Annotated in this window: 20 protein-coding genes; 6 read left to right on the top strand and 14 right to left on the bottom strand. The window is 62.3% G+C overall.

The window, feature by feature from the left end:
• Positions 1-75 precede the first annotated feature (75 nt).
• The 7 genes from rseP to EB230_RS20050 all read right to left on the bottom strand — a co-directional run bounded on the left by rseP (position 76) and on the right by EB230_RS20050 (position 6,117).
• On the bottom strand, positions 76-1,218 hold the full coding sequence (gene rseP, locus EB230_RS20080; RefSeq protein WP_065005090.1) for an RIP metalloprotease RseP: 1,143 nt from the start codon (positions 1,216-1,218) through the stop codon (positions 76-78).
• Positions 1,219-1,315: 97 nt separating this feature from the next.
• The gene (locus EB230_RS20075; RefSeq protein ID WP_056577003.1) at positions 1,316-2,131 is read right to left on the bottom strand and encodes a phosphatidate cytidylyltransferase; all 816 of its coding nucleotides are present in this window, start codon (positions 2,129-2,131) and stop codon (positions 1,316-1,318) included.
• The gene (locus EB230_RS20070) at positions 2,128-2,892 is read right to left on the bottom strand and encodes an isoprenyl transferase (RefSeq protein WP_274534611.1); all 765 of its coding nucleotides are present in this window, start codon (positions 2,890-2,892) and stop codon (positions 2,128-2,130) included. The genes EB230_RS20075 and EB230_RS20070 overlap by 4 nt, the downstream gene beginning before the upstream one ends.
• Before the next feature lie 2 nt (positions 2,893-2,894).
• Positions 2,895-3,449: a ribosome recycling factor gene (frr, locus tag EB230_RS20065; RefSeq protein WP_027051885.1), complete on the bottom strand. Its 555-nt coding sequence runs from the start codon at positions 3,447-3,449 to the stop codon at positions 2,895-2,897.
• Between the two features lie 109 nt (positions 3,450-3,558).
• Positions 3,559-4,281, bottom strand: a complete 723-nt coding sequence (gene pyrH / locus EB230_RS20060) for a UMP kinase (RefSeq protein ID WP_081294803.1) — start codon at positions 4,279-4,281, stop codon at positions 3,559-3,561.
• A 161-nt stretch (positions 4,282-4,442) separates the two neighbouring features.
• Positions 4,443-5,552, bottom strand: coding sequence for an aldo/keto reductase (locus tag EB230_RS20055; protein WP_172373735.1), 1,110 nt, complete (start codon positions 5,550-5,552; stop codon positions 4,443-4,445).
• Between the two features lie 37 nt (positions 5,553-5,589).
• Entirely contained in the window at positions 5,590-6,117 is a 528-nt protein-coding gene (locus EB230_RS20050) for a nuclear transport factor 2 family protein (protein WP_056576994.1), read from the bottom strand.
• A gap of 116 nt (positions 6,118-6,233) precedes the next feature.
• On the opposite strand from EB230_RS20050, the gene EB230_RS20045 reads away from it, so the two are divergent.
• A complete protein-coding gene (locus EB230_RS20045) occupies positions 6,234-7,169 on the top strand; it encodes a LysR family transcriptional regulator (protein ID WP_056576991.1) in 936 nt (311 codons plus the stop codon).
• A gap of 13 nt (positions 7,170-7,182) precedes the next feature.
• Here the strand turns inward: EB230_RS20045 and tsf are convergent, their stop codons facing one another.
• The 5 genes from tsf to EB230_RS20020 form a co-directional block, all read right to left on the bottom strand.
• On the bottom strand, positions 7,183-8,103 hold the full coding sequence (tsf, locus tag EB230_RS20040) for a translation elongation factor Ts (protein ID WP_056576988.1): 921 nt from the start codon (positions 8,101-8,103) through the stop codon (positions 7,183-7,185).
• 109 nt (positions 8,104-8,212) lie between these two features.
• Complete coding sequence (gene rpsB / locus EB230_RS20035) at positions 8,213-8,995, bottom strand: 30S ribosomal protein S2 (RefSeq protein ID WP_023777441.1); 783 nt, start codon at positions 8,993-8,995, stop codon at positions 8,213-8,215.
• Between the two features lie 177 nt (positions 8,996-9,172).
• A complete protein-coding gene (locus EB230_RS20030) occupies positions 9,173-9,784 on the bottom strand; it encodes a LysE family translocator (protein WP_056576985.1) in 612 nt (203 codons plus the stop codon).
• Positions 9,781-10,059, bottom strand: coding sequence for a DUF4031 domain-containing protein (locus tag EB230_RS20025; protein ID WP_056576980.1), 279 nt, complete (start codon positions 10,057-10,059; stop codon positions 9,781-9,783). The genes EB230_RS20030 and EB230_RS20025 overlap by 4 nt, the downstream gene beginning before the upstream one ends.
• Before the next feature lie 36 nt (positions 10,060-10,095).
• A complete protein-coding gene (locus EB230_RS20020; RefSeq protein ID WP_056576977.1) occupies positions 10,096-10,926 on the bottom strand; it encodes a cell envelope integrity EipB family protein in 831 nt (276 codons plus the stop codon).
• A 138-nt stretch (positions 10,927-11,064) separates the two neighbouring features.
• Between EB230_RS20020 and EB230_RS20015 the strand changes: the two genes are divergently transcribed.
• The 5 genes from EB230_RS20015 to EB230_RS19995 all read left to right on the top strand — a co-directional run bounded on the left by EB230_RS20015 (position 11,065) and on the right by EB230_RS19995 (position 15,329).
• The gene (locus EB230_RS20015; RefSeq protein ID WP_056576974.1) at positions 11,065-11,529 is read left to right on the top strand and encodes a RidA family protein; all 465 of its coding nucleotides are present in this window, start codon (positions 11,065-11,067) and stop codon (positions 11,527-11,529) included.
• Between the two features lie 7 nt (positions 11,530-11,536).
• The gene (locus tag EB230_RS20010; protein WP_056576971.1) at positions 11,537-12,265 is read left to right on the top strand and encodes a glycerophosphodiester phosphodiesterase; all 729 of its coding nucleotides are present in this window, start codon (positions 11,537-11,539) and stop codon (positions 12,263-12,265) included.
• A 55-nt stretch (positions 12,266-12,320) separates the two neighbouring features.
• Positions 12,321-13,535 (top strand): GNAT family N-acetyltransferase, encoded by a 1,215-nt coding sequence (locus EB230_RS20005; RefSeq protein WP_056576968.1) that lies wholly within the window; start codon positions 12,321-12,323, stop codon positions 13,533-13,535.
• A 108-nt stretch (positions 13,536-13,643) separates the two neighbouring features.
• A complete protein-coding gene (locus tag EB230_RS20000; protein ID WP_172373733.1) occupies positions 13,644-14,081 on the top strand; it encodes an HIT family protein in 438 nt (145 codons plus the stop codon).
• Positions 14,082-14,174: 93 nt separating this feature from the next.
• The gene (locus EB230_RS19995; protein WP_244494140.1) at positions 14,175-15,329 is read left to right on the top strand and encodes a phosphatase PAP2 family protein; all 1,155 of its coding nucleotides are present in this window, start codon (positions 14,175-14,177) and stop codon (positions 15,327-15,329) included.
• On the opposite strand, the gene EB230_RS19990 is transcribed toward EB230_RS19995, so the two are convergent.
• Complete coding sequence (locus EB230_RS19990) at positions 15,330-15,971, bottom strand: chloramphenicol phosphotransferase (protein ID WP_056576961.1); 642 nt, start codon at positions 15,969-15,971, stop codon at positions 15,330-15,332. It abuts the gene before it with no gap.
• 62 nt (positions 15,972-16,033) lie between these two features.
• Complete coding sequence (clpA, locus tag EB230_RS19985) at positions 16,034-18,502, bottom strand: ATP-dependent Clp protease ATP-binding subunit ClpA (RefSeq protein WP_056576958.1); 2,469 nt, start codon at positions 18,500-18,502, stop codon at positions 16,034-16,036.
• Positions 18,503-18,505 lie beyond the last annotated feature (3 nt).

Raw genomic sequence — 18,505 nt, 5'->3', positions numbered from 1 at the left:
GCGTCACTCATATCCCCGTGCATGGTAAACGGCGTCTCAACATCGGCCATGCCGAGGCCGAATTTCTTCATGATTTCAGCATCCAAAGAGATCATTCCAGAACACGAAACCCATGAAGCACAGGACAAGGAGCAGACCGGCCCGATAGGCCATTTCCATCATTCGTTCCGACACCGGCCGGCGAATGACAGCCTCCACCCCGTAGAACAAGAGATGGCCGCCGTCGAGGGGGGGAATCGGCAAAAGATTGAGAATACCTATCCCGACAGACAGCAGCGCGACGAGCTGAACCAGCCACTCGAAACCCAGTTTCGCGGCCTTGCCCGCCATGTCGGCGATCTTGACCGGACCACCCAACTGGCACTTGTCCTCGCGCCCGGCGGCGAAACGCTGCAGGAACTGGCCGGTGCGCTCGATGACGTGGCCAGTTTCCTCGACGGCCGCCGCAACGGCACCGACCGGTGTGTAGGTGATGAGACGGGGCTGGCCGAGCTCCTTGTTGTTGACGACGCCGATCACGGCGACCTTGACCTTGTTGCCAAGCGCGTCTTCCTGCTCCATCAACTGCGGGGTCGCGGTGACCGTGACTTCCTTGCCATCGCGCAGCATGACGAAGGTGATGGTGTCGCCAGCCCGGCCCGAGACCAGCCGCTGCACATCGCCGAAGGTTTCGACCTTGCTGCCGTCGACGCTGACGAATCGGTCCCCGGGCAGGATGCCGGCCTTCGCCGCGGGGCTGTCCGTCGTAACCTCCGCCACCATGGGCTCCGCGACATAACGCCCATAGGCCGCGAACAGGACGGCAAAGACGACGATCGTCAGCAGGAAATTGAACAGAGGCCCGGCCGCCACGGTCGCCGCGCGCTTCCAGATCGCCTGGGTGTGGAAGGCGACCTTGCGCTCCTCGTCGGTCAGCGTCTCGAGCTCATCCGAGGTGGGTTGGCTGGAGGTGGCGTTCATGTCGCCGACAAATTTGACATAGCCGCCAAGCGGTATGGCGCAAAGCTTCCAGCGCGTGCCATGCCCATCGTTGAAGCCGATGATTTCGGGACCGAAGCCGATCGAAAAGGCCTTGACCCCGATGCCGCACCAGCGGCCGACGAGGTAGTGGCCCATTTCGTGGACGAACACCACCACGGTCAGTACGAAGAGAAACGGCACGAGCGTGCCGAGAAAGAAGCCTTCCGTGCTGAAAATCGCGTGAAGAATCTCGTTCAATTCAGGTCCTCAAATTCTTCCGCAGTTGCGCCGTGACTGTGACATCAATCCAGGCGAATCCAAGGCGCGCCCGCACCAGATCGTGGAACGGCATCATTCAAATCGGAAACAGCCCCTGTGCCGGATGATCGGCGCCCGCCGAAATCCAGCCAATGACGTACAGGGCGAGAGCGGCCGCGACAAGCCCGTCGACACGGTCCATCACGCCGCCATGCCCGGGAATGAGCACACCCGAATCCTTGCGGCCATGCCGCCGCTTGACCCAGGATTCGAACAGGTCACCGGCCTGGGCTACGATTGAAAGCACGAGCGCCACAAGGCCGAGCAGCGCCAGGTTCCCGGCACCAGCGGCGGCGGCCAGCACAACCCCGGCAACGACACCACCCACAGCACCGCCAAGCGCACCGCTGCGGGTCTTTCCGGGCGAAATCGACGGCGCAAGTTTGGGACCGCCGACGGCGCGCCCGACGAAATAGGCAAAAATGTCGGTCGCCCAGACAACCGCGAACAAAAACAGGATGGCGACGAGGCCCGCATGGTCGCCATCGCGCAGCAGGGCGAGCGACAGGCCGGACACGCTGGCATAGGCAAGGCCGCTTGCCTCCCATTGCCCGGTCTGACGAACCAGGGCGGCAATCGCCGTTACGGCAATCAGAATCACGGCTAGCAGCAGCAGCCAGAACGCGGCAAGCCCGGCAATCAGGGCGCCGATGAAAACGACCGCCAGCGCCTCGGGCAGGAAGCCCAGCCCATGGGTCGTGACAGGCCGCGACATGCGTGTCCACTCGTAAAAGATCATCGCCACCATGGCTGCGCACAGCAGTCGGAACGCCAGGCCGCCAAGCCATGTCAGGCCAAGGGCGATGACGGCAAGCACGACCGCTGAAATGACGCGGAGCTGAAGGTTGCTCATCCCGCGGCCGGTCGCGACGCGACGTCTTGCTGGCCCAATCCGCCGAAACGGCGCTCGCGGCCGGCAAATTCGCGCAAGGCCTCGGCGAGGTGCTCGCGGCTGAAATCAGGCCAATAGCAAGGCAGGAACACGAGTTCGCTATAGGCAGCCTGCCACAAGAGGAAGTTGGACAGGCGAAGCTCGCCGCTGGTGCGTATGACCAGTTCCGGATCGGGAATGCCTTGCGTGTCGAGACAGCCGGCAAAGCTTTCGGCGGTAATTGCTTCGCTGTCGATCTCGCCGCGCGCCACGGCCGAAGCAAGCTTGCGCGCCGTGCGAACGATCTCGTCGCGTCCGCCATAGTTGAAGGCGATGACCAGCGTCAGCGCTTCGTTGCCGGCGGTGAGCGATTCGGCCTCGTCGAGCAGCCCTCTGATGTCGGCCTGCAGCCCTGCCCTGTCGCCGATGATCCTGACCCGCACGCCGCTCTGATGGAGTTCGGCGAGATCGCGGCGGATGAAAAGCTTCAACAGTCCCATCAGGTCGCTGACTTCGGACTTCGGCCGCGACCAGTTCTCCGAAGAGAAAGCATAGACGGTCAGGAAGGAGATACCGAGATCCGGTGCCGCGCGCACCGTCTTGCGCAGTGCCTCGACGCCGGCGCGATGACCAGCGAGCCTCGGCATGCCGCGCGACTTGGCCCAGCGTCCATTTCCATCCATGATGATCGCGACATGCGCGGGCGTTGTCATGATCTCGCTCTCGGGTCGGCCTGCGGCCAACCCTAAACCTGCATGATTTCAGCTTCCTTGTCGGAAAGCAGATGATCGATGGTGCTGATCGTTTCGTCTGTGAGCTTCTGGACCTGGTCCGAACGCTTGCGCTGATCGTCCTCGCTGATGGTGCCGTCCTTCTCCGCCTTCTTCAGGAAGTCCATGCCGTCGCGGCGCACATGGCGCGCGGCGACGCGGGCGTTCTCGGCGTAGCCATGCGAGATCTTGACCAGTTCCTTGCGGCGCTGCTCGTTGAGCTCCGGCAGCGGAATCCTGAGATTGGTGCCGTCGACGATCGGGTTGAAGCCCAGATTGGATTCCCGGATGGCGCGGTCGACGGCTCCAACCATCGACTTGTCCCAGATCGACACCGAGATCATGCGCGGCTCCGGAACGGTAACGTTGGCGACCTGGTTGATCGGCATGGTGGTGCCGTAGGCCTGCACCTGGATGGCATCGAGCAGATTGCTGGAGGCGCGACCGGTCCGCAGCGAAGCCAGGTCATGCTTGAACGCGGCGATTGCCCCATCCATGCGCCGCTTGAGATCGTCGTACTCACCACTCATCTTAGTCTCCTCGACCCGTCTGCCGCGGGTTCACTGCTTCGGGGCAAGGCCCCGTTCGAGCCTGATTTTCGAAAAGCCGGTTTCCCTTTTCTAGGGATCAGGCCCCGGATCAATCGTCCGCGACGACCGTGCAGCGGCCGCCGCCCCTCAGAATATCGCCGAAACCACCTTTTTCGTGGATCGAATAGACGATTATCGGAATGTTGTTTTCGCGCGCAAGTGCAATCGCAGCAGTATCCATGATGGAAAGGCCGCGATTTATGACTTCGGCATGGCTGATGCGCTCGAAACGCGTCGCACGCGGGTCCTTTTTCGGGTCGGCCGAATAGACACCGTCGACCTGCGTGCCCTTGAACAGCGCGTCGGCGCCAATTTCGGCCGCGCGAAGCGCTGCGGCCGAATCAGTGGTGAAGAACGGATTGCCGGTGCCGCCGGCAAAGATCACCACCCTGCCCTGGTTCATGTAAGCGTCTGCCTGGCGTTGCGAAAAACTCTCGCAAAGTTCGGGCATGGCGATCGCCGACAGCACCACGGCATCGACGCCGATCTTGTGCAGCGAGGTGCGCAATGCCAGCGAGTTGATGACCGTGGCAAGCATGCCCATGTGGTCGCCGGTGACGCGGTCTCCACCCTTGGAGGCGACGGCCACGCCGCGGAAGATATTGCCGCCGCCGATGACGACGCCGACCTCGATGCCCAGCGCGCGGGCCTCGGCGATGTCGGCTGCGATGCGATCCACGACCGAGACGTCGATGCCGAAATGCTGCTCGCCCATCAACGCTTCGCCCGACGCTTTCAACAAGACACGTCGGTAGAGGGGCTTCACCGTCATCTGGTCCTCGTCATTTTGCATGTGGCGCGCCTGGGCTGGCCGCCCTCGCGCAGGCGCCGCGCCCCGAACATTGGCGCGATGCCGAGTTCCGATACACGAAGGGCGCCGCGATGTCACGCGGCGCCCAATCGGCAAATTGACGGCAACCCCTGCCCGATCGATCAGTCGGTGGATACGCTGGCAGGCTCGCCCTCGACAAGCACCGGCGAGGCGTAGCCGGGGGGCTTGTCTCCCGTTGCAGCGCCGCCGGTGACGCGCGCCTGTATGTGCGGCCCGAAATAGGAATAGGGAAACGGCGCCGGCGTTGCGCTGACCGAATCCAGCCGGTTGCGAAGCCCTGCCGGTATCTTGAAATCCAGCGCGCCAAGATTGTCCTTGATCTGGCTGGGCGTCGTCGCACCGAGGATGACGGCGGCGATCCCCGGCTGCGTCGCCACCCAGTTGAGCGCGACCTGCGGCATGCCGCGGCCAAGCTCGGACGCAACCTTCTCGAGCTCGGCCACGATGGCCCAGTTGTGCTCCGTGAATTTCTGGAAGCCCGGATGCGTCGAATTGCGAAACCCGTCGAGCCGACCGGCATTTCCGGCCTGGACCGGCCGGTATTTACCGCTGAGCAGCCCGCTGGCCAGCGGGCTCCAGACCATGATGCCGGCGCCATGCCGCATGCCGAATGGCACGAACTCATTCTCGATCGAGCGTTCGGCGAGGGAGTATTCGAGCTGCAGGGCCGAAACCGGTTCATATCCGCGCAACTCGGCGATCGCCTGTGCCCGCCCCGCATACCAGGCCGGCACGTCGGACAGGCCGATATGGCGCACCTTGCCCACCCGCACCAGGTCATCCAGGGTGCGCATGACTTCTTCGGCCGGCGTCAGCCTGTCCCACACATGCATGAGATAGAGATCTATATAATCGGTGCCCAACCGCTTCAGTGAAGCGTCTATCGCGCGCATGATGTTCTTGCGGCCGTTGCCGCCGGCATTGGGATTGCCGGGCTGCATGTTCATGGTGAACTTGCTGGCGATCACCGCGGTATCGCGCAAGCCCCGCTCGGCGATGAATTCGCCAAGCCAGGCTTCGGCGGTGCCACCGGTGTAGAGGTCCGCCGTGTCGAAGAAATTGCCGCCTGCCTCGACATAGGCGTTGAACATCGCGCGGGCCGTGTCCCTGTCGGCTCCCCAGCCCCATTCCTTGCCGAACGTCATGGTGCCCAGCGCCAGCCGGCTGACCCTGAGTCCGCTGCTGCCGAGCGTGTAATAGGTCATGGTCATGATCGTCTTCCAATGCTTGATGGTGAGTGCCGTGGTATCACTGGCCCGGCGTCGCCTTGACCCAGGGGTTGCCGCGCTCATGCGTCATGCGGAAGGCGAAGCCGTTGACCTTCCAGCCGGAGGCGGAGCGCGTCAGCTTGTGCTCATACGTGCCCCAGACCTCCCAAAGCGGGTCGCCATTGCCTTCCATCCGGTTCCAGGCATAGCCGTTCGACAGGACGGTCGCCGTGTCCGCCTCGAGTTCGACCTGGTGATTGGTGCGCAGGTGCAGGCTTGTCTTCGAACCCTTGAGGTTGCCGGCCCAGGCGCCGATCAGGTCGTCGGACGCGATGACGGCCGCGGGCTGTCCCGACAGGCTGCTGAAGTCGGCGGCAACCCGATCAGCGAAATAGCTGCGCGCGAGTTTCCAGTCCTGTGCGTCGACGGCGCGGTCGATGGCATCGGCGATGCGGATGACCGCGCGCTCGTCCGCGAGCGCTTGCCAGCCGGATGGTTCCGCCCCGCCGGCATCGACCGGTGACAGCGCCATGCCGGCCGCGAAGGTTAAGTGCTTCAACGCATTCATGTCTCTTCTCCTCAATGCCATCAGCCAATCGCGGATGTTTCGGCGACAATGTGGATCGGTGCCTTGGCATCGATAAGATTGCATTGTTCGCAAGGACCATGCGATATCATTCATGAATGGATCGGGATCTGCTCAGCCATCTGCCGGTCATCGTTGCCGTTGCCCGGCGCGGAGGTTTCGCGCTTGCGGCCGCCGAACTCGGCATGAGTCCGTCGGCTGTCAGCCATGCGGTGCGCCTTGTCGAGGAGCGGGTCGGTCAGCCCCTGTTCGCACGCACGACACGCAGCGTTTCGCTCACCGAGGCCGGCAAGGCATTGGTGGAAACGGCCGCTCCCGCCCTTCAGGATATCGCCGAGCGGATGGATCGTATCCGCAGCGTCAAGGGCAAGCCGTCCGGCCTGCTCAGGATCAATGCCTCCAACATCGCGATCCCGTTGGCGGTGACGCCGGTCGTCGCCGCCATGGCCGAGCGCTATCCGGACATCACGGTGGAGGTCTTCGCCGATCAGGGGCTGGTCGACATCGTCGGCGAAGGTTTTGACGCCGGGATCCGGCTGGGCGAGATGATCGCTCAGGATATGGTCGCCGTGCGGCTCACGCCTCCGTTCAAGGCCGTCATCGTCGCCTCTCCCGCCTATATCGAGCGCCGTGGCCGCCCGCGCAGCGTAGCCGATCTCGCCAACCACAATTGCATCGGTTACCGGCTGGTTCGCTCCGGCGCGCTCTATCGCTGGGATTTGGCCGAGGACGGCAAGGATGTCGTCATGGAGACCGGCGGAACGGCCATCGTCACGGATTCGCTCGCCGCGATTGACCTGGCGCTTGCCGGAGTAGGCCTTGCCTACATGTTCGAACCGCTGGCGCGCGCGGATCTTGCGGCCGGCCGCCTGGTGCAGGTGCTGCCGCAATCAGCGATCGAGGAGCCTGGCCTGTTCCTCTATTTCCCGCGCCGGGCGGCGATGGCGCCGAAGCTGAGGGCGTTTATCGACACCGCACAAGAAATCGGCCTGACATCCATGCGGACATCAGGCCGAAAAACACTGTCGGAATAAAGCGGTAGGAAGCTTACTTCTTGACCGCGGCCGCGACTTCCGCCGCGAAATCGGTCTCTTCCTTCTCGATACCCTCGCCAAGCGCGAAGCGCAGATAGGCGGTGATCTTGGCCGGCGCGCCGATTTCCTTCTCGGCATCCTTCAGGGCCTTCTCGACGGTGATGTCGGGATTGAGCACGAAGGCCTGCTTCAAGAGCACGACTTCCTCGTAGAACTTGCGCATGCGGCCTTCTACCATCTTCTCGATGATCGCTTCCGGCTTGCCGGACTGACGTGCCTGGTCGGAGAAGATCGCCTTCTCGCGCTCGACCGCGGCCGGGTCGATCTGCTCCGCCGTCAGCGCCATCGGGTTGGTGGCGGCGACGTGCATGGCGACCTGGCGGCCAAAGGCGTTGGCCGCATGCTCATTGCCCGTGGTTTCGATCGCGACCAGCACGCCGAGCTTGCCGAGGCCGTCGGCAACCGCGTTGTGGACATAGGTCGCCACAGCGCCATGCGGAACGGTCAGCTTGGCCGAGCGGCGGAAGCCCAGGTTCTCGCCGATGGTGCCGACAGCGTCCTTGATGGTGTCGGTGACCGACTTGTCCGAACCCGGATATTTGGCGGCGGCAACCGCCTCGGTCGTGCCATAGGCGAGAGCGACCTTGGCAACGTTGGCGACGATTTCCTGGAACGCGGCATTGCGGGCAACGAAGTCGGTCTCGGAATTGACCTCGACGACCGCGGCCTCGCGCACGCCATTGTCGACGCCGATCAGGCCTTCGGCGGCGGTGCGGCCGGCCTTCTTGTCGGCCTTGGAAATGCCCTTCTTGCGCAGCCAGTCGACGGCCTCTTCCATATTGCCGTTGGTCTCGTTCAACGCCGCCTTGCAGTCCATCATGCCCGCGCCGGTCAAGTCGCGGAGTTCTTTGACCTGTGCAGCCGAAATGCTCATTGTCGCCTCTTTGTTTTAAATGCACCGACGCACCATCGGTACTCGATGGTGCGTCTGTTTAGCGTGCCAGAATATGAGAAAGATGAAGGCCGTTGCCGGCCTTCGATTATCAAGCCTCGGGGGCTTCCGACGCCGGAGCCGGATCGAGCGCCGGCTCGACCGGAGCTTCAACCGAAGCGCCGATGTCGACGCCGAGCGCGCCCTGCTGACGGGCGATGCCGTCGATCGCAGCCTTGGCGATCAGGTCGCAATAGAGCTGGATGGCGCGGGCCGCATCGTCATTGCCGGGGATCGGGAAATCGATCTTGTCCGGATCGCAGTTCGAATCGATGATGGCGACGACCGGGATGCCAAGGCGCTTGGCCTCAAGGATGGCGATCGCTTCCTTGTTGGTGTCGATCACGAACATCAGGTCGGGCGTCGAGCCCATGTCCTTGATGCCGCCCAGTGCCTTGTCCAGCTTCTCGCGCTCGCGATCGAGGTTCAGGCGCTCCTTCTTGGTAAGGCCCTGGGCCTCGCCGGCCAGCATCTCGTCGAGCTTGCGCAGGCGCTGGATCGAATTCGAGATCGTCTTCCAGTTGGTCAGCATGCCGCCGAGCCAACGCGAGTTGACATAGTACTGGGCCGAACGCTGAGCCGCATCGGCAACGATGTCGGACGCCTGGCGCTTGGTGCCGACGAACAGCACGCGGCCGCCCTTGGCTACGGTGTCGGAGACCTGCTTCAGCGCCTGGTGCAGCAAGGGCACCGTCTGCGAGAGGTCGATGATGTGGATGTTGTTGCGGGCGCCATAGATGTAGGGCGCCATCTTCGGATTCCAGCGGTGGGTCTGGTGGCCGAAGTGAATGCCAGCTTCCAAAAGCTGGCGCATGCTGAAATCAGGCAGAGCCATTCTTATTTTCCTTTCCGGTTAGCCTCCACGGACACAGGCATTTTCGGACGAGGTCCTTGAACGCCACCGGAGGTTTCAGCCGGATTTCTCCCGGGCAGACACCAAAGTCCGTGTGTGGAATGAGCGCGCATATAGAGGGGAAGTGCGACAAACGCAAGCGGGTCGGCGCTTTACCGCTCAGCGTGCGGCAATCAGCGCTCCGGTGCCGATCATGGCGCTGCCGGCAAACCGGTTCATCAGCCGCATGCGCCTGGGTGTCCTGAACCAGCCCGAAGCCCGGCCCGCAAGTGCTGCATAGGCACCCATTGTGAGGATATTGACGCTGATCACGACGGCCACGACCAGCAGGCCATCGACAAAGGTGAGCGTGTCGAGGTTGAGGATCAGCGGCATGATCGAGGCATGGAACAGGATTGCCTTCGGGTTTCCCAGCGCGATGGATGCGCCAAGGAGGAAGGATCGGGACAATCTCGCCTCGGCCGTCCGTGATTCATCCGATTGCGCGGCCGAGGCGCGCCACATCCTGATCCCGAGAAAGATCAGATAGGCAGCGCCGGCATATTTCAGCAGGAGAAAGATCCATTCGAAGGTCTGGGCCAGCGCCACCAGACCGAGCAGCGCCAGGGTGACCAGCACGGCGTCGCCGGCGGCGACCCCAATGCCGGCCATGAAGGCACGAAGGAAACCCCGCGACACGCCATTGGTGATGACCGCGAACATCGCGGGTCCCGGTGTGGCGGCGGCGAGCGTGACGGCGGCGCAATAGGCAAGAAATGCCGTTGGTGTCATGGCCTTGCCTTTCCATTGGGCACCCGCACGCGCCGGAAGATCGCGACGATCTCCTCGCGGCTGCATTCGATGGCGCCGAGCCGCACCGCGCGGTCGCGCTCCAGGCCGGTTATGTCATAGTGCGGAGCCGACGTCTTGGGCGGGCCCTGGTAGGACGAGCGCTTGACGCCCAGTTCGGCGGCGAATCGATGCAACTCGTGGGTATCGTCGGCCATCAGGTGGCACCAGCGATGGCCCGCCCACTTCCAGATCGCCGCATCGACGTAGACCGCCATCAAGCCCGCCGTGGCCGCCTCAATTGCGCACCCCGGCTATTTCGATACCGGGCAAGGCTTTGTCTGGTCGAACAGCGAAAGATTGACCAGTTTGCCCGTCATCGAGAAGTCGCCATAGTCCATGGTGAGATCGCGGGTGATGCCGTTCTCATGCAACTTGAAGCTGATCCGGTATTCCGGCACCTCTTCACCGTTCTGGGCGCTGTCATCGAAATAGGCGATGTCGACCGGCCAGTATTTGTCGGTGGCGAGCTTCGCCAGCGCCGGAGCTTCCGGATCGGCCTTGTCAGCCTCGGTCTTCTTGCCGACGACGACGGTGGTCGTCATCACCTTGTTGGCGTCCTCGGAGCCGTCGAACAGGTTTGTCTGGTAGAAGTTCTCGCCTTTCTCGGCCTTGCCGATCAGTTCGACCAGATGCTGGGTCGGAAACTGGGTGGCGGCGAGTTCCAGGCTGTTCTTCTCGGGCTTGTCGATGTCGACCTTCAGCCCCTTCGCATCTTTCGTGGCGATACCCTTGACCTCCTTGTCGAGGTTCTGGTCGACGAAGGATTTGGTCACGAACGAAAAGGTCTTGCCTTCGGCGTCCTCGAAAGTCGTTGTCTGCTGGTCGGTGAGTCTCGTGTTGTCGTTGGTGACGATCTGGGTCACGAAACGGAATTTCACCGTATAGCCTTCGCATGCCGAACCGTTGAATTCATAGACCATGCGACCTGATATGCCTGTTATGCCGGACCGGTCGGAGGCCTTGTTGAGGGTGAGGTCATACACGGCGCGGTGCGCCTGCAGCGCCGGGACGGCGAAAGCGGGGCCTACCGAGAAGACCGCCGACAACAGGGCGGCGTGGAATGCAAGGCGCGTTGCGCGCATGAGGTACTCCGATCGTCGCGGCTGATGGCAGGCCGCAGGGAAAGATGGTCCAGCTTAAAAAAAGTCGTGGCGGAAGCGAGGCAAAAATAGCAATTTCGGCCCGGCCAGCGCGGCGCCTTCCAGCAATAGGGAAAAGCAATGAGTGAAACAATCGAAAAGCGGCTAAGCGATCTCGGCGTGGCGCTTCCTGTCGCCGCCGCACCTGCCGCCAACTACGTGCCCTATTGCAGGTCAGGCAGTCTGCTGTTCACCGCCGGACAATTGCCGCTCAAGGACGGCAAGCTGCAGGCGAGCGGCCTGCTCGGCCGCGACGTCGACACGGCAAGCGGCAAGGACGCGGCAAAATACTGCGCAATCAACATTCTGGCACAGGCCAAAGCCGCGCTCGGCGATCTCGAGAAGATCCGGAAGCTTGTGAAGATCACCGTCTTCGTCGCCTCCGCGGCTGACTTTGTCGAGCAGCATCTGGTCGCCAACGGCGCCTCTGATTTCCTGGTCGCCGCCCTTGGCGAGCGCGGCAAGCACGCCCGCTCGGCCGTCGGCACCGCCTCCCTGCCGCTTAATGCCGCAGTGGAAATCGAAGCGATCTTCGAAGTCGAATGAGGCTGACATGACCGACCTCTCCTGGCTGACTGCCCGGCCGGTTGCCCATCGCGGCTTCCACGACATGAACAAGACGCGGTGGGAAAACACGCTGTCGGCCTTCTCCGCCGCGGCCGAACGCGGCTACGCCATCGAATGCGACGTGCATCTGTCGTCGGATAGCGTTCCCATCATCATCCATGACGACGACCTGAAAAGGCTGACCGGACAGGATGGTTTCGTCTGGCAACGCAGCGCTTCCGAACTGACCGCGCTCAAGGTTGGCGGCACGTCCGACCATTTGCCGACGCTGCAGGAAGCACTCGACCTGGTCGACGGTCGCGTGCCCATGGTCGTCGAACTGAAAGGGATTCCCGGCCGCGATGAAGGCCTGGTGGCGCACGTCGGCAAGATACTCAAGCGTTACAAGGGCAAGGCGGCGATCATGTCGTTCGATCACTGGCTGATCCGTGATTTCCCGAAACATGCGCCCGGCATTCCCGCTGGTCTGACCGCCTACGGCAAGGACCTCAAGCTGATCGAAGCGCATTTTTCCATGCTGGCGCACGAGCTTTCCTTCACTTCCTACGCCGCCGGCGACTTGCCGAACCCGTTCGTCAGCTTCGTGCGTGAAAAGCTCAAGATGCCTGTCATCACCTGGACGGTCCATGACCAGCCCGCGATCGACTTGACCTTCAGATATGCCGATCAGATGACATTCGAAGGGTTCGAACCCGACTTGGTGCACGTCGCCTGAACGGGGTGTCTGAAACGTGACTTGTAGCGGCCCCGATGGAGCTTAAATAAGCCTCATGGATCAGGGTGACGACGGCGACGGACAAACAGCAAGCGCGGACTATTCGATCCGCATCGCCGCCGGCATCGGCGCTTTCACCTGCGATGAATGGAACGGCTTTGCCGGCACCACGCGCGGCGATGCGGAGAATGGCTATAACCCCCTCGTTTCATTTGCGTTCTTGAGCGCACTGGAAGATTCCGGCTGCGCCGTGCGGCGCACCGGCTGGCAAGGACATCACTTGCGGCTGGAGACCGCGCAAGGCAGGCTGCTGGGTGCGGTCCCTTGCTATCTCAAGTCGCACAGCCAGGGCGAATATGTATTCGACCACGGCTGGTCGGATGCCTTCGAGCGCGCCGGTGGCCGCTACTACCCGAAACTGCAATGCGCCGTGCCGTTCACGCCTGTCACCGGCCCTCGGCTGCTGGTCGGCAAAGGCGAGGATCCCGACGCGGTCAAGGCCGGGCTCGCCGCCGGCCTCAAAATGGTGACCGACAAGCTCGGCGTATCCTCGGCCCATGTCACCTTCGCGCAGGAAAGCGACGTCGCGACGCTTGAGGCCGCGGGCTTCCTGCATCGCACCGACCAGCAGTTCCACTTCTTCAACGAAGGCTTTTCGACTTACGACGACTTTCTCGCCACACTTGCCTCGCGCAAGCGCAAGGCGATGAAGAAGGAACGGCGCGAAGCGCTTGCCGATGGCATCACCATCGACTGGCTGACCGGCAAGGACCTGACCGAGAAAGCCTGGGACGACTTCTTCGCTTTCTACATGGACACCGGCAGCCGCAAATGGGGCCGCCCCTATCTGAACCGCCAGTTCTTCTCGCTGATCGGCGAACGCATGGCGGACGATATCCTGCTGGTGATGGCCAAGCGCAACGGGCGCTACATTGCTGGCGCCATCAACTTCATCGGCTCCGACGCGCTCTATGGCCGCAACTGGGGTTGCATCGAGGATCACCCCTTCCTGCATTTCGAGGTCTGCTACCACCAGGCCATCGATTTCGCCATCGAACGCAAGCTGAAGGTGGTCGAGGCTGGCGCGCAGGGAGAGCATAAGCTGGCGCGCGGCTACAGGCCGGTTACAATGCATTCCGCCCACTACATTTCGCATCCTGGCTTGCGCAACGCGGTCGCCGACTATCTCAGGCGCGAGCGGCGCGAAGTCGAGCGGATGGGCGAGTATCTGGAAGAGCATACCCCGTTCCGCAAGGATCTGGAGGAATAGGCAGGCCTTGGCATGGTCGATCTCGCCTGATCGCGCGCCACATCGTCTTGTCGCTACGGGACAGCTTCGCTACACGGGATGGCGAGGTACAAATCCGGAGCGTTCGCCATGGCCCAAACCGCCTATGACACCGACAACATCTTCGCCAAGATCCTGCGCGGCGAAATTCCTTCGCACCGCGTTTACGAAGACGATGCGGTCGTGGCCTTCATGGATGTGATGCCGCAGGGGCCGGGCCACACGCTGGTGGTGCCAAAGACGCCGTCGCGCAATCTGCTCGACGCCGCCCCATCGACCTTCGGCCCGCTTTTCACGGTCGTACAGAAAATGGCGCTGGCCGTGAAGAAGGCCCTCGACGCCGATGGGGTCACCATCCTGCAGTTCAACGAACCGGCCTCCGGGCAGACCGTCTACCACCTTCATGTGCATGTCATCCCGCGCTTCGACGGCATCCCCCTGAAGCCACATACCGGCGCAATGGAAAAGCCCGAGGTGCTGGCTGAGAACGCCGAAAAGATCCGCGCCGCCCTGTCGGCCAAATCTTAAGTCTTTGTAAACCGAGCGATCATCGCGGCGGCTGGGACATCACCAGGCGGCGGCATTCTTAATATTCCAGCAAGCCCTTGCGAGGCATTTTTCGTGCGCGAGGGACATGCATTGCAAGATACTTTCGAATATTTGAGCCGGCGATCCGGGGCCAATGGTGAGGCCGCTTTTTCAAAAATCTTGGTCGAATCGTTTCTTCGGCACCGTATTATTCATGCGGTTGCGCTGTTTACTCTGGGATTGGGCTTTGCGGTTGGTGCCCGGGTCGGGAATCTGCCGGATTTCGCGTTGCTTTACGAATATGCCTTTTATCTGGTGGTCTATTTCTGGATTCTTGGATGTGTATATGCAGTCTTCCGGCTGCTTCAACTGGCGTTTGTCCATCGCGCAAGATCGCCGGCCAGCCACTTGCTGGTTTCCTTCCGGCAATTGCTGGCCGATAGAAACCGTATTGCCAATGGCGTGAACGGCCTTGCCGCGATCGTGATTTTTGTTTCGGGTTTCTCAGTGCTGAAGGGCGCGATCGCCGTACTGGCGCCTTTCTCCTGGGACCAGGCCATCGCACACTTCAGCACCAAGCTGCATTTCGGGCGCGCTTCTTACCAATGGCTTTGGTGGATTATTGAAAGCCCGCTAGCCATCCGTCTTCTCAATTTCTGCTATAATTTTTGGTTCGCGGTGCTGATCGTGACTGTCTTTTCAAGTGTCGTGGCGACCCGCGATACTCTTCTGCGTCATCAGTTCCTGCTCAGCTTCATGCTGCTCTGGCTGATCGGCGGCTTCTTCGTTGCCTTGATATTCTCATCCGCCGGCCCCTGCTACTTTGCAAGGTTGGGGTTTGGCGATCTCTATCAACCGTTGATGGACGCACTTCAGTCGGCGAATAGCCAGTATCCGGTTTGGGCCCTGTCCCTGCAGGAGCGGTTGTGGAACGGCTATGAGGGTCTGTCTTCAGGAACCATGGGCATATCGGCTTTCCCTTCCATTCACGTCGCTTCATCCGTGCTTTTTGCGCTGTATGTAACGAGGCTGTCTCCACGGCTTGGCGTCGTACTGTGGATATTCGCGGCGATCATCATGCTCGGCTCCGTGGTTCTTGGATGGCACTACGCCCCGGACGGTTACGCTGGCATACTGATCTCGGTCGCCATCTGGAAAGTCACCGGCGTGATATTGTCCCGGACGACGATTGCTTCGCGTTTCGCGAGCGATCTTCCTTTGGCCCGGCCGGAAGCCGCGTCGGTATAGTCAGGAACGCGGGTGGGTTGCGGGTGGCGCATCCACAAGCCTCTGAAAGGCTGTCGGGTGCGCCGCCCCCGATCGAAGCCGTTCGCGGATCGCATCCGCGCACTGCACCGGGCTCAGCAACGAAGTGTCGACCTCAAGATCGTATACGCCGGGCCGGTGTACCTCATCCTGCCACAGCCGCACCGGCGAAGGCACGGGATCGACCGGCGAGCCGGTGACATAACCCCTGCCCGCCTCGCTGGCGGCTCGCCTTTCCATAATGATTTCAATTGGACAGCGAACGCCGACAAACAGCACCGGCAGACCGGCGAGCCGGCGCGCACAATCGATCAGGCAGTTGAGGGGCTTCGAGTACGCATCGTGATGGCCGACATCCGTCACGACATTCAGGCCCAGCCGGCTGTGGGCCGCGATCGATTCGTAGAGGGCAGCGTACAAACGCGGCACAAAAACTTCGAGGTCGGGTCGCTCACCGCCAGGGCGCAACCCTATTCCCGGGCGAAGTTGCGGCGGTGTGATCCGCTCATAGCTGTCGACGCCCAGAGTCATCCACGGGTCATCGAAGCTTTCCTGAATGGCTCGGGCGATGCTCGACTTTCCCGATCGCGGCGCGCCGTTGAGGATGATGATCTGGCCGGCCATGGTACCCCATTGTTCAAATGAAAAAAGCCCCGTTTCCGGGGCTTTTCTCGACTGCGAAATGATCAGTTCTTTCTTGGCAGTTGCGGTACAAGGCTGCGCTTGCCGCCATCCTTGCCCTTGGGCTCCGGCTTCTGCGCCACGACCTTCTTCGCGGCAGGCTTCTTGGCCACCGCCTTCCTTGGCTTGGGCGCGTCTTCCGGCTCTTCCTTCTTCGGCTGCACCGGCGCCTCGTCGGCCAGCGACTCGAGCTTCAGGCCGGTCTCGCCGGTTTCCTTCTTCTCGACGGTGACGCGCACCGTGCCGCCCTTCTTCAGCTTGCCGAACAGCACCTCGTCGGCCAAAGGCTTCTTGATGTGCTCCTGGATGACGCGACCGAGCGGCCGCGCGCCCATGCGCTCGTCATAGCCCTTGTCGGCGAGCCAGGCGATCGCGTCCGGCGACAGGTCGAAGGTGACGCCGCGCTCGGAGAGCTGGGCCTCCAGCTGCATGACGAACTTCTGCACCACCTGGTGGATCACCGGCACCGGCAGCGAGCCGAACGGGATGATCGCATCGAGACGGTTGCGGAACTCCGGCGTGAACAGCCGATTGATCGCCTCGACATCGTCGCCTTCGCGCTTGGTCGAACCGAAACCGATCGCCGCGCGCTGTGCATCCGATGCACCCGCATTGGTGGTCATGATCAGGATTACATTGCGGAAGTCGATCTGCTTGCCGTTGTGATCGGTCAGCTTGCCGTGATCCATCACCTGCAACAGGATGTTGAACAGGTCCGGATGTGCCTTCTCGACCTCATCCAGCAACAGCACGCAGTGCGGATGCTGGTCGACACCGTCGGTCAACAGGCCGCCCTGGTCGAAGCCGACATAGCCGGGAGGCGCGCCGATCAGCCGTGAAACGGTATGGCGTTCCATGTATTCCGACATGTCGAAGCGGATCAGCTCGACACCGAGCGAGGCGGCGAGTTGCTTGGCGACTTCGGTCTTGCCGACGCCGGTCGGGCCTGAGAACAGGTAGGAGCCGATCGGCTTCTCCGGTTCGCGCAGGCCGGCACGGGCCAGCTTGATCGCCGAGGTCAGCGCGGTAATGGCGGTGTCCTGACCATACACGACACGCTTCAGTTCGATGTCGAGGCCTTGCAGCACTTTCTCGTCATCGGCCGAAACCGTCTTCGGCGGGATGCGCGCCATGGTGGCGATCGTGGCTTCTATCTCCTTGATACCGATGGTCTTCTTGCGCTTGGCTTCCGGCACCAGCATCTGCGAGGCACCGGTCTCGTCGATCACGTCGATCGCCTTGTCCGGCAGCTTGCGGTCGTTGATGTAGCGCGCCGACAGCTCCACCGAGGCCTTGATGGCTTCGCTCGTGTAGCGGACCTTGTGGAATTCCTCGAAATAGGGCTTCAGCCCCTTCATGATCTCGATGGCGTCCTCGATGGTCGGCTCGTTGACGTCGATCTTCTGGAAGCGCCGCACGAGAGCGCGATCCTTCTCGAAGAACTGGCGGAATTCCTTGTAGGTGGTCGAGCCGATGCAGCGGATCGCACCCGACGACAAAGCCGGCTTCAACAGGTTGGACGCGTCCATTGCGCCGCCCGACGTGGCGCCGGCGCCGATCACCGTATGGATCTCGTCGATGAACAGCACGGCGCCCGGATAATCCTCGAGCTCCTTGACGACCTGCTTCAGCCGCTCCTCGAAATCGCCGCGATAGCGCGTGCCGGCCAGCAGCGTGCCCATGTCGAGCGCGAAGATGGTGGCGTTGTGCAGCACTTCGGGAACGTCGCCCTCGACGATGCGCTTGGCCAGGCCCTCGGCGATCGCGGTCTTGCCGACGCCGGGGTCGCCGACGTAGAGCGGGTTGTTCTTGGACCGGCGGCACAGCACCTGGATGGTGCGGTTGATTTCCGACTCGCGGCCGATCAACGGATCGATCTTGCCGGCCTTGGCCTTGTTGTTGAGGTTGACGCAGTAGGCGGTCAGCGCGTCCTGCTGCTGCTTCTTCTTGCCGCCTTCTTCTTGCGGCTCGGCGCCGTTCTGGCCGCCCTGCTCGTCATCGGCTCCGCGCGGCGAGCGCGTCTCCGATGCGCCCGGGCGCTTGGCGATGCCGTGCGAGATGTAGTTGACCGCGTCGTAGCGGGTCATCTGCTGTTCCTGCAGGAAATAGGCGGCGTGGCTCTCGCGCTCGGCGAAGATGGCGACGAGCACGTTGGCGCCCGACACTTCCTCGCGGCCCGACGACTGCACATGGATGACCGCGCGCTGGATCACGCGCTGGAACCCAGCGGTCGGCTTGGAGTCCTCGTCGTATCCGGTGACGAGGTTGTCGAGCTCTGTGTCGATATAGGTGAGAACAGTGTGCTTCAGCTCGTCGAGATCGACGTTGCAGGCGCGCATGACGGCGGCCGCCTCGGTGTCGTCGATCAGCGCGAGCAGCAGATGTTCCAGGGTTGCGTATTCATGGTGCCGCTCATTGGCGAGCGTCAGCGCCTGGTGAAGCGCCTTTTCCAGGCCTTGGGAGAAAGCCGGCATGTT

Source organism: Mesorhizobium sp. NZP2234 (assembly GCF_013170765.1).
Lineage (GTDB): Bacteria > Pseudomonadota > Alphaproteobacteria > Rhizobiales > Rhizobiaceae > Mesorhizobium > Mesorhizobium loti_D.
The sequence above is the reverse complement of the archived record's forward strand: the minus strand, read 5'-3'. Positions and strand labels throughout refer to the sequence as shown.

What these genes read in the sequence shown, in the direction of transcription:
- EB230_RS20030 (WP_056576985.1), bottom strand. Translation starts at nt 9,784, where the DNA reads ATGACACCAACGGCATTTCTTGCCTATTGCGCCGCCGTCACGCTCGCC.
- EB230_RS20045 (WP_056576991.1), top strand. Translation starts at nt 6,234, where the DNA reads ATGGATCGGGATCTGCTCAGCCATCTGCCGGTCATCGTTGCCGTTGCC.
- EB230_RS20075 (WP_056577003.1), bottom strand. Translation starts at nt 2,131, where the DNA reads ATGAGCAACCTTCAGCTCCGCGTCATTTCAGCGGTCGTGCTTGCCGTC.
- EB230_RS20055 (WP_172373735.1), bottom strand. Translation starts at nt 5,552, where the DNA reads ATGACCATGACCTATTACACGCTCGGCAGCAGCGGACTCAGGGTCAGC.
- EB230_RS20000 (WP_172373733.1), top strand. Translation starts at nt 13,644, where the DNA reads ATGGCCCAAACCGCCTATGACACCGACAACATCTTCGCCAAGATCCTG.
- rpsB (WP_023777441.1), bottom strand. Translation starts at nt 8,995, where the DNA reads ATGGCTCTGCCTGATTTCAGCATGCGCCAGCTTTTGGAAGCTGGCATT.
- EB230_RS20025 (WP_056576980.1), bottom strand. Translation starts at nt 10,059, where the DNA reads ATGGCGGTCTACGTCGATGCGGCGATCTGGAAGTGGGCGGGCCATCGC.
- EB230_RS20010 (WP_056576971.1), top strand. Translation starts at nt 11,537, where the DNA reads ATGACCGACCTCTCCTGGCTGACTGCCCGGCCGGTTGCCCATCGCGGC.
- pyrH (WP_081294803.1), bottom strand. Translation starts at nt 4,281, where the DNA reads ATGACGGTGAAGCCCCTCTACCGACGTGTCTTGTTGAAAGCGTCGGGC.
- clpA (WP_056576958.1), bottom strand. Translation starts at nt 18,502, where the DNA reads ATGCCGGCTTTCTCCCAAGGCCTGGAAAAGGCGCTTCACCAGGCGCTG.
- EB230_RS20005 (WP_056576968.1), top strand. Translation starts at nt 12,321, where the DNA reads ATGGATCAGGGTGACGACGGCGACGGACAAACAGCAAGCGCGGACTAT.
- frr (WP_027051885.1), bottom strand. Translation starts at nt 3,449, where the DNA reads ATGAGTGGTGAGTACGACGATCTCAAGCGGCGCATGGATGGGGCAATC.
- EB230_RS19990 (WP_056576961.1), bottom strand. Translation starts at nt 15,971, where the DNA reads ATGGCCGGCCAGATCATCATCCTCAACGGCGCGCCGCGATCGGGAAAG.
- tsf (WP_056576988.1), bottom strand. Translation starts at nt 8,103, where the DNA reads ATGAGCATTTCGGCTGCACAGGTCAAAGAACTCCGCGACTTGACCGGC.
- EB230_RS20050 (WP_056576994.1), bottom strand. Translation starts at nt 6,117, where the DNA reads ATGAATGCGTTGAAGCACTTAACCTTCGCGGCCGGCATGGCGCTGTCA.
- EB230_RS20015 (WP_056576974.1), top strand. Translation starts at nt 11,065, where the DNA reads ATGAGTGAAACAATCGAAAAGCGGCTAAGCGATCTCGGCGTGGCGCTT.
- EB230_RS20020 (WP_056576977.1), bottom strand. Translation starts at nt 10,926, where the DNA reads ATGCGCGCAACGCGCCTTGCATTCCACGCCGCCCTGTTGTCGGCGGTC.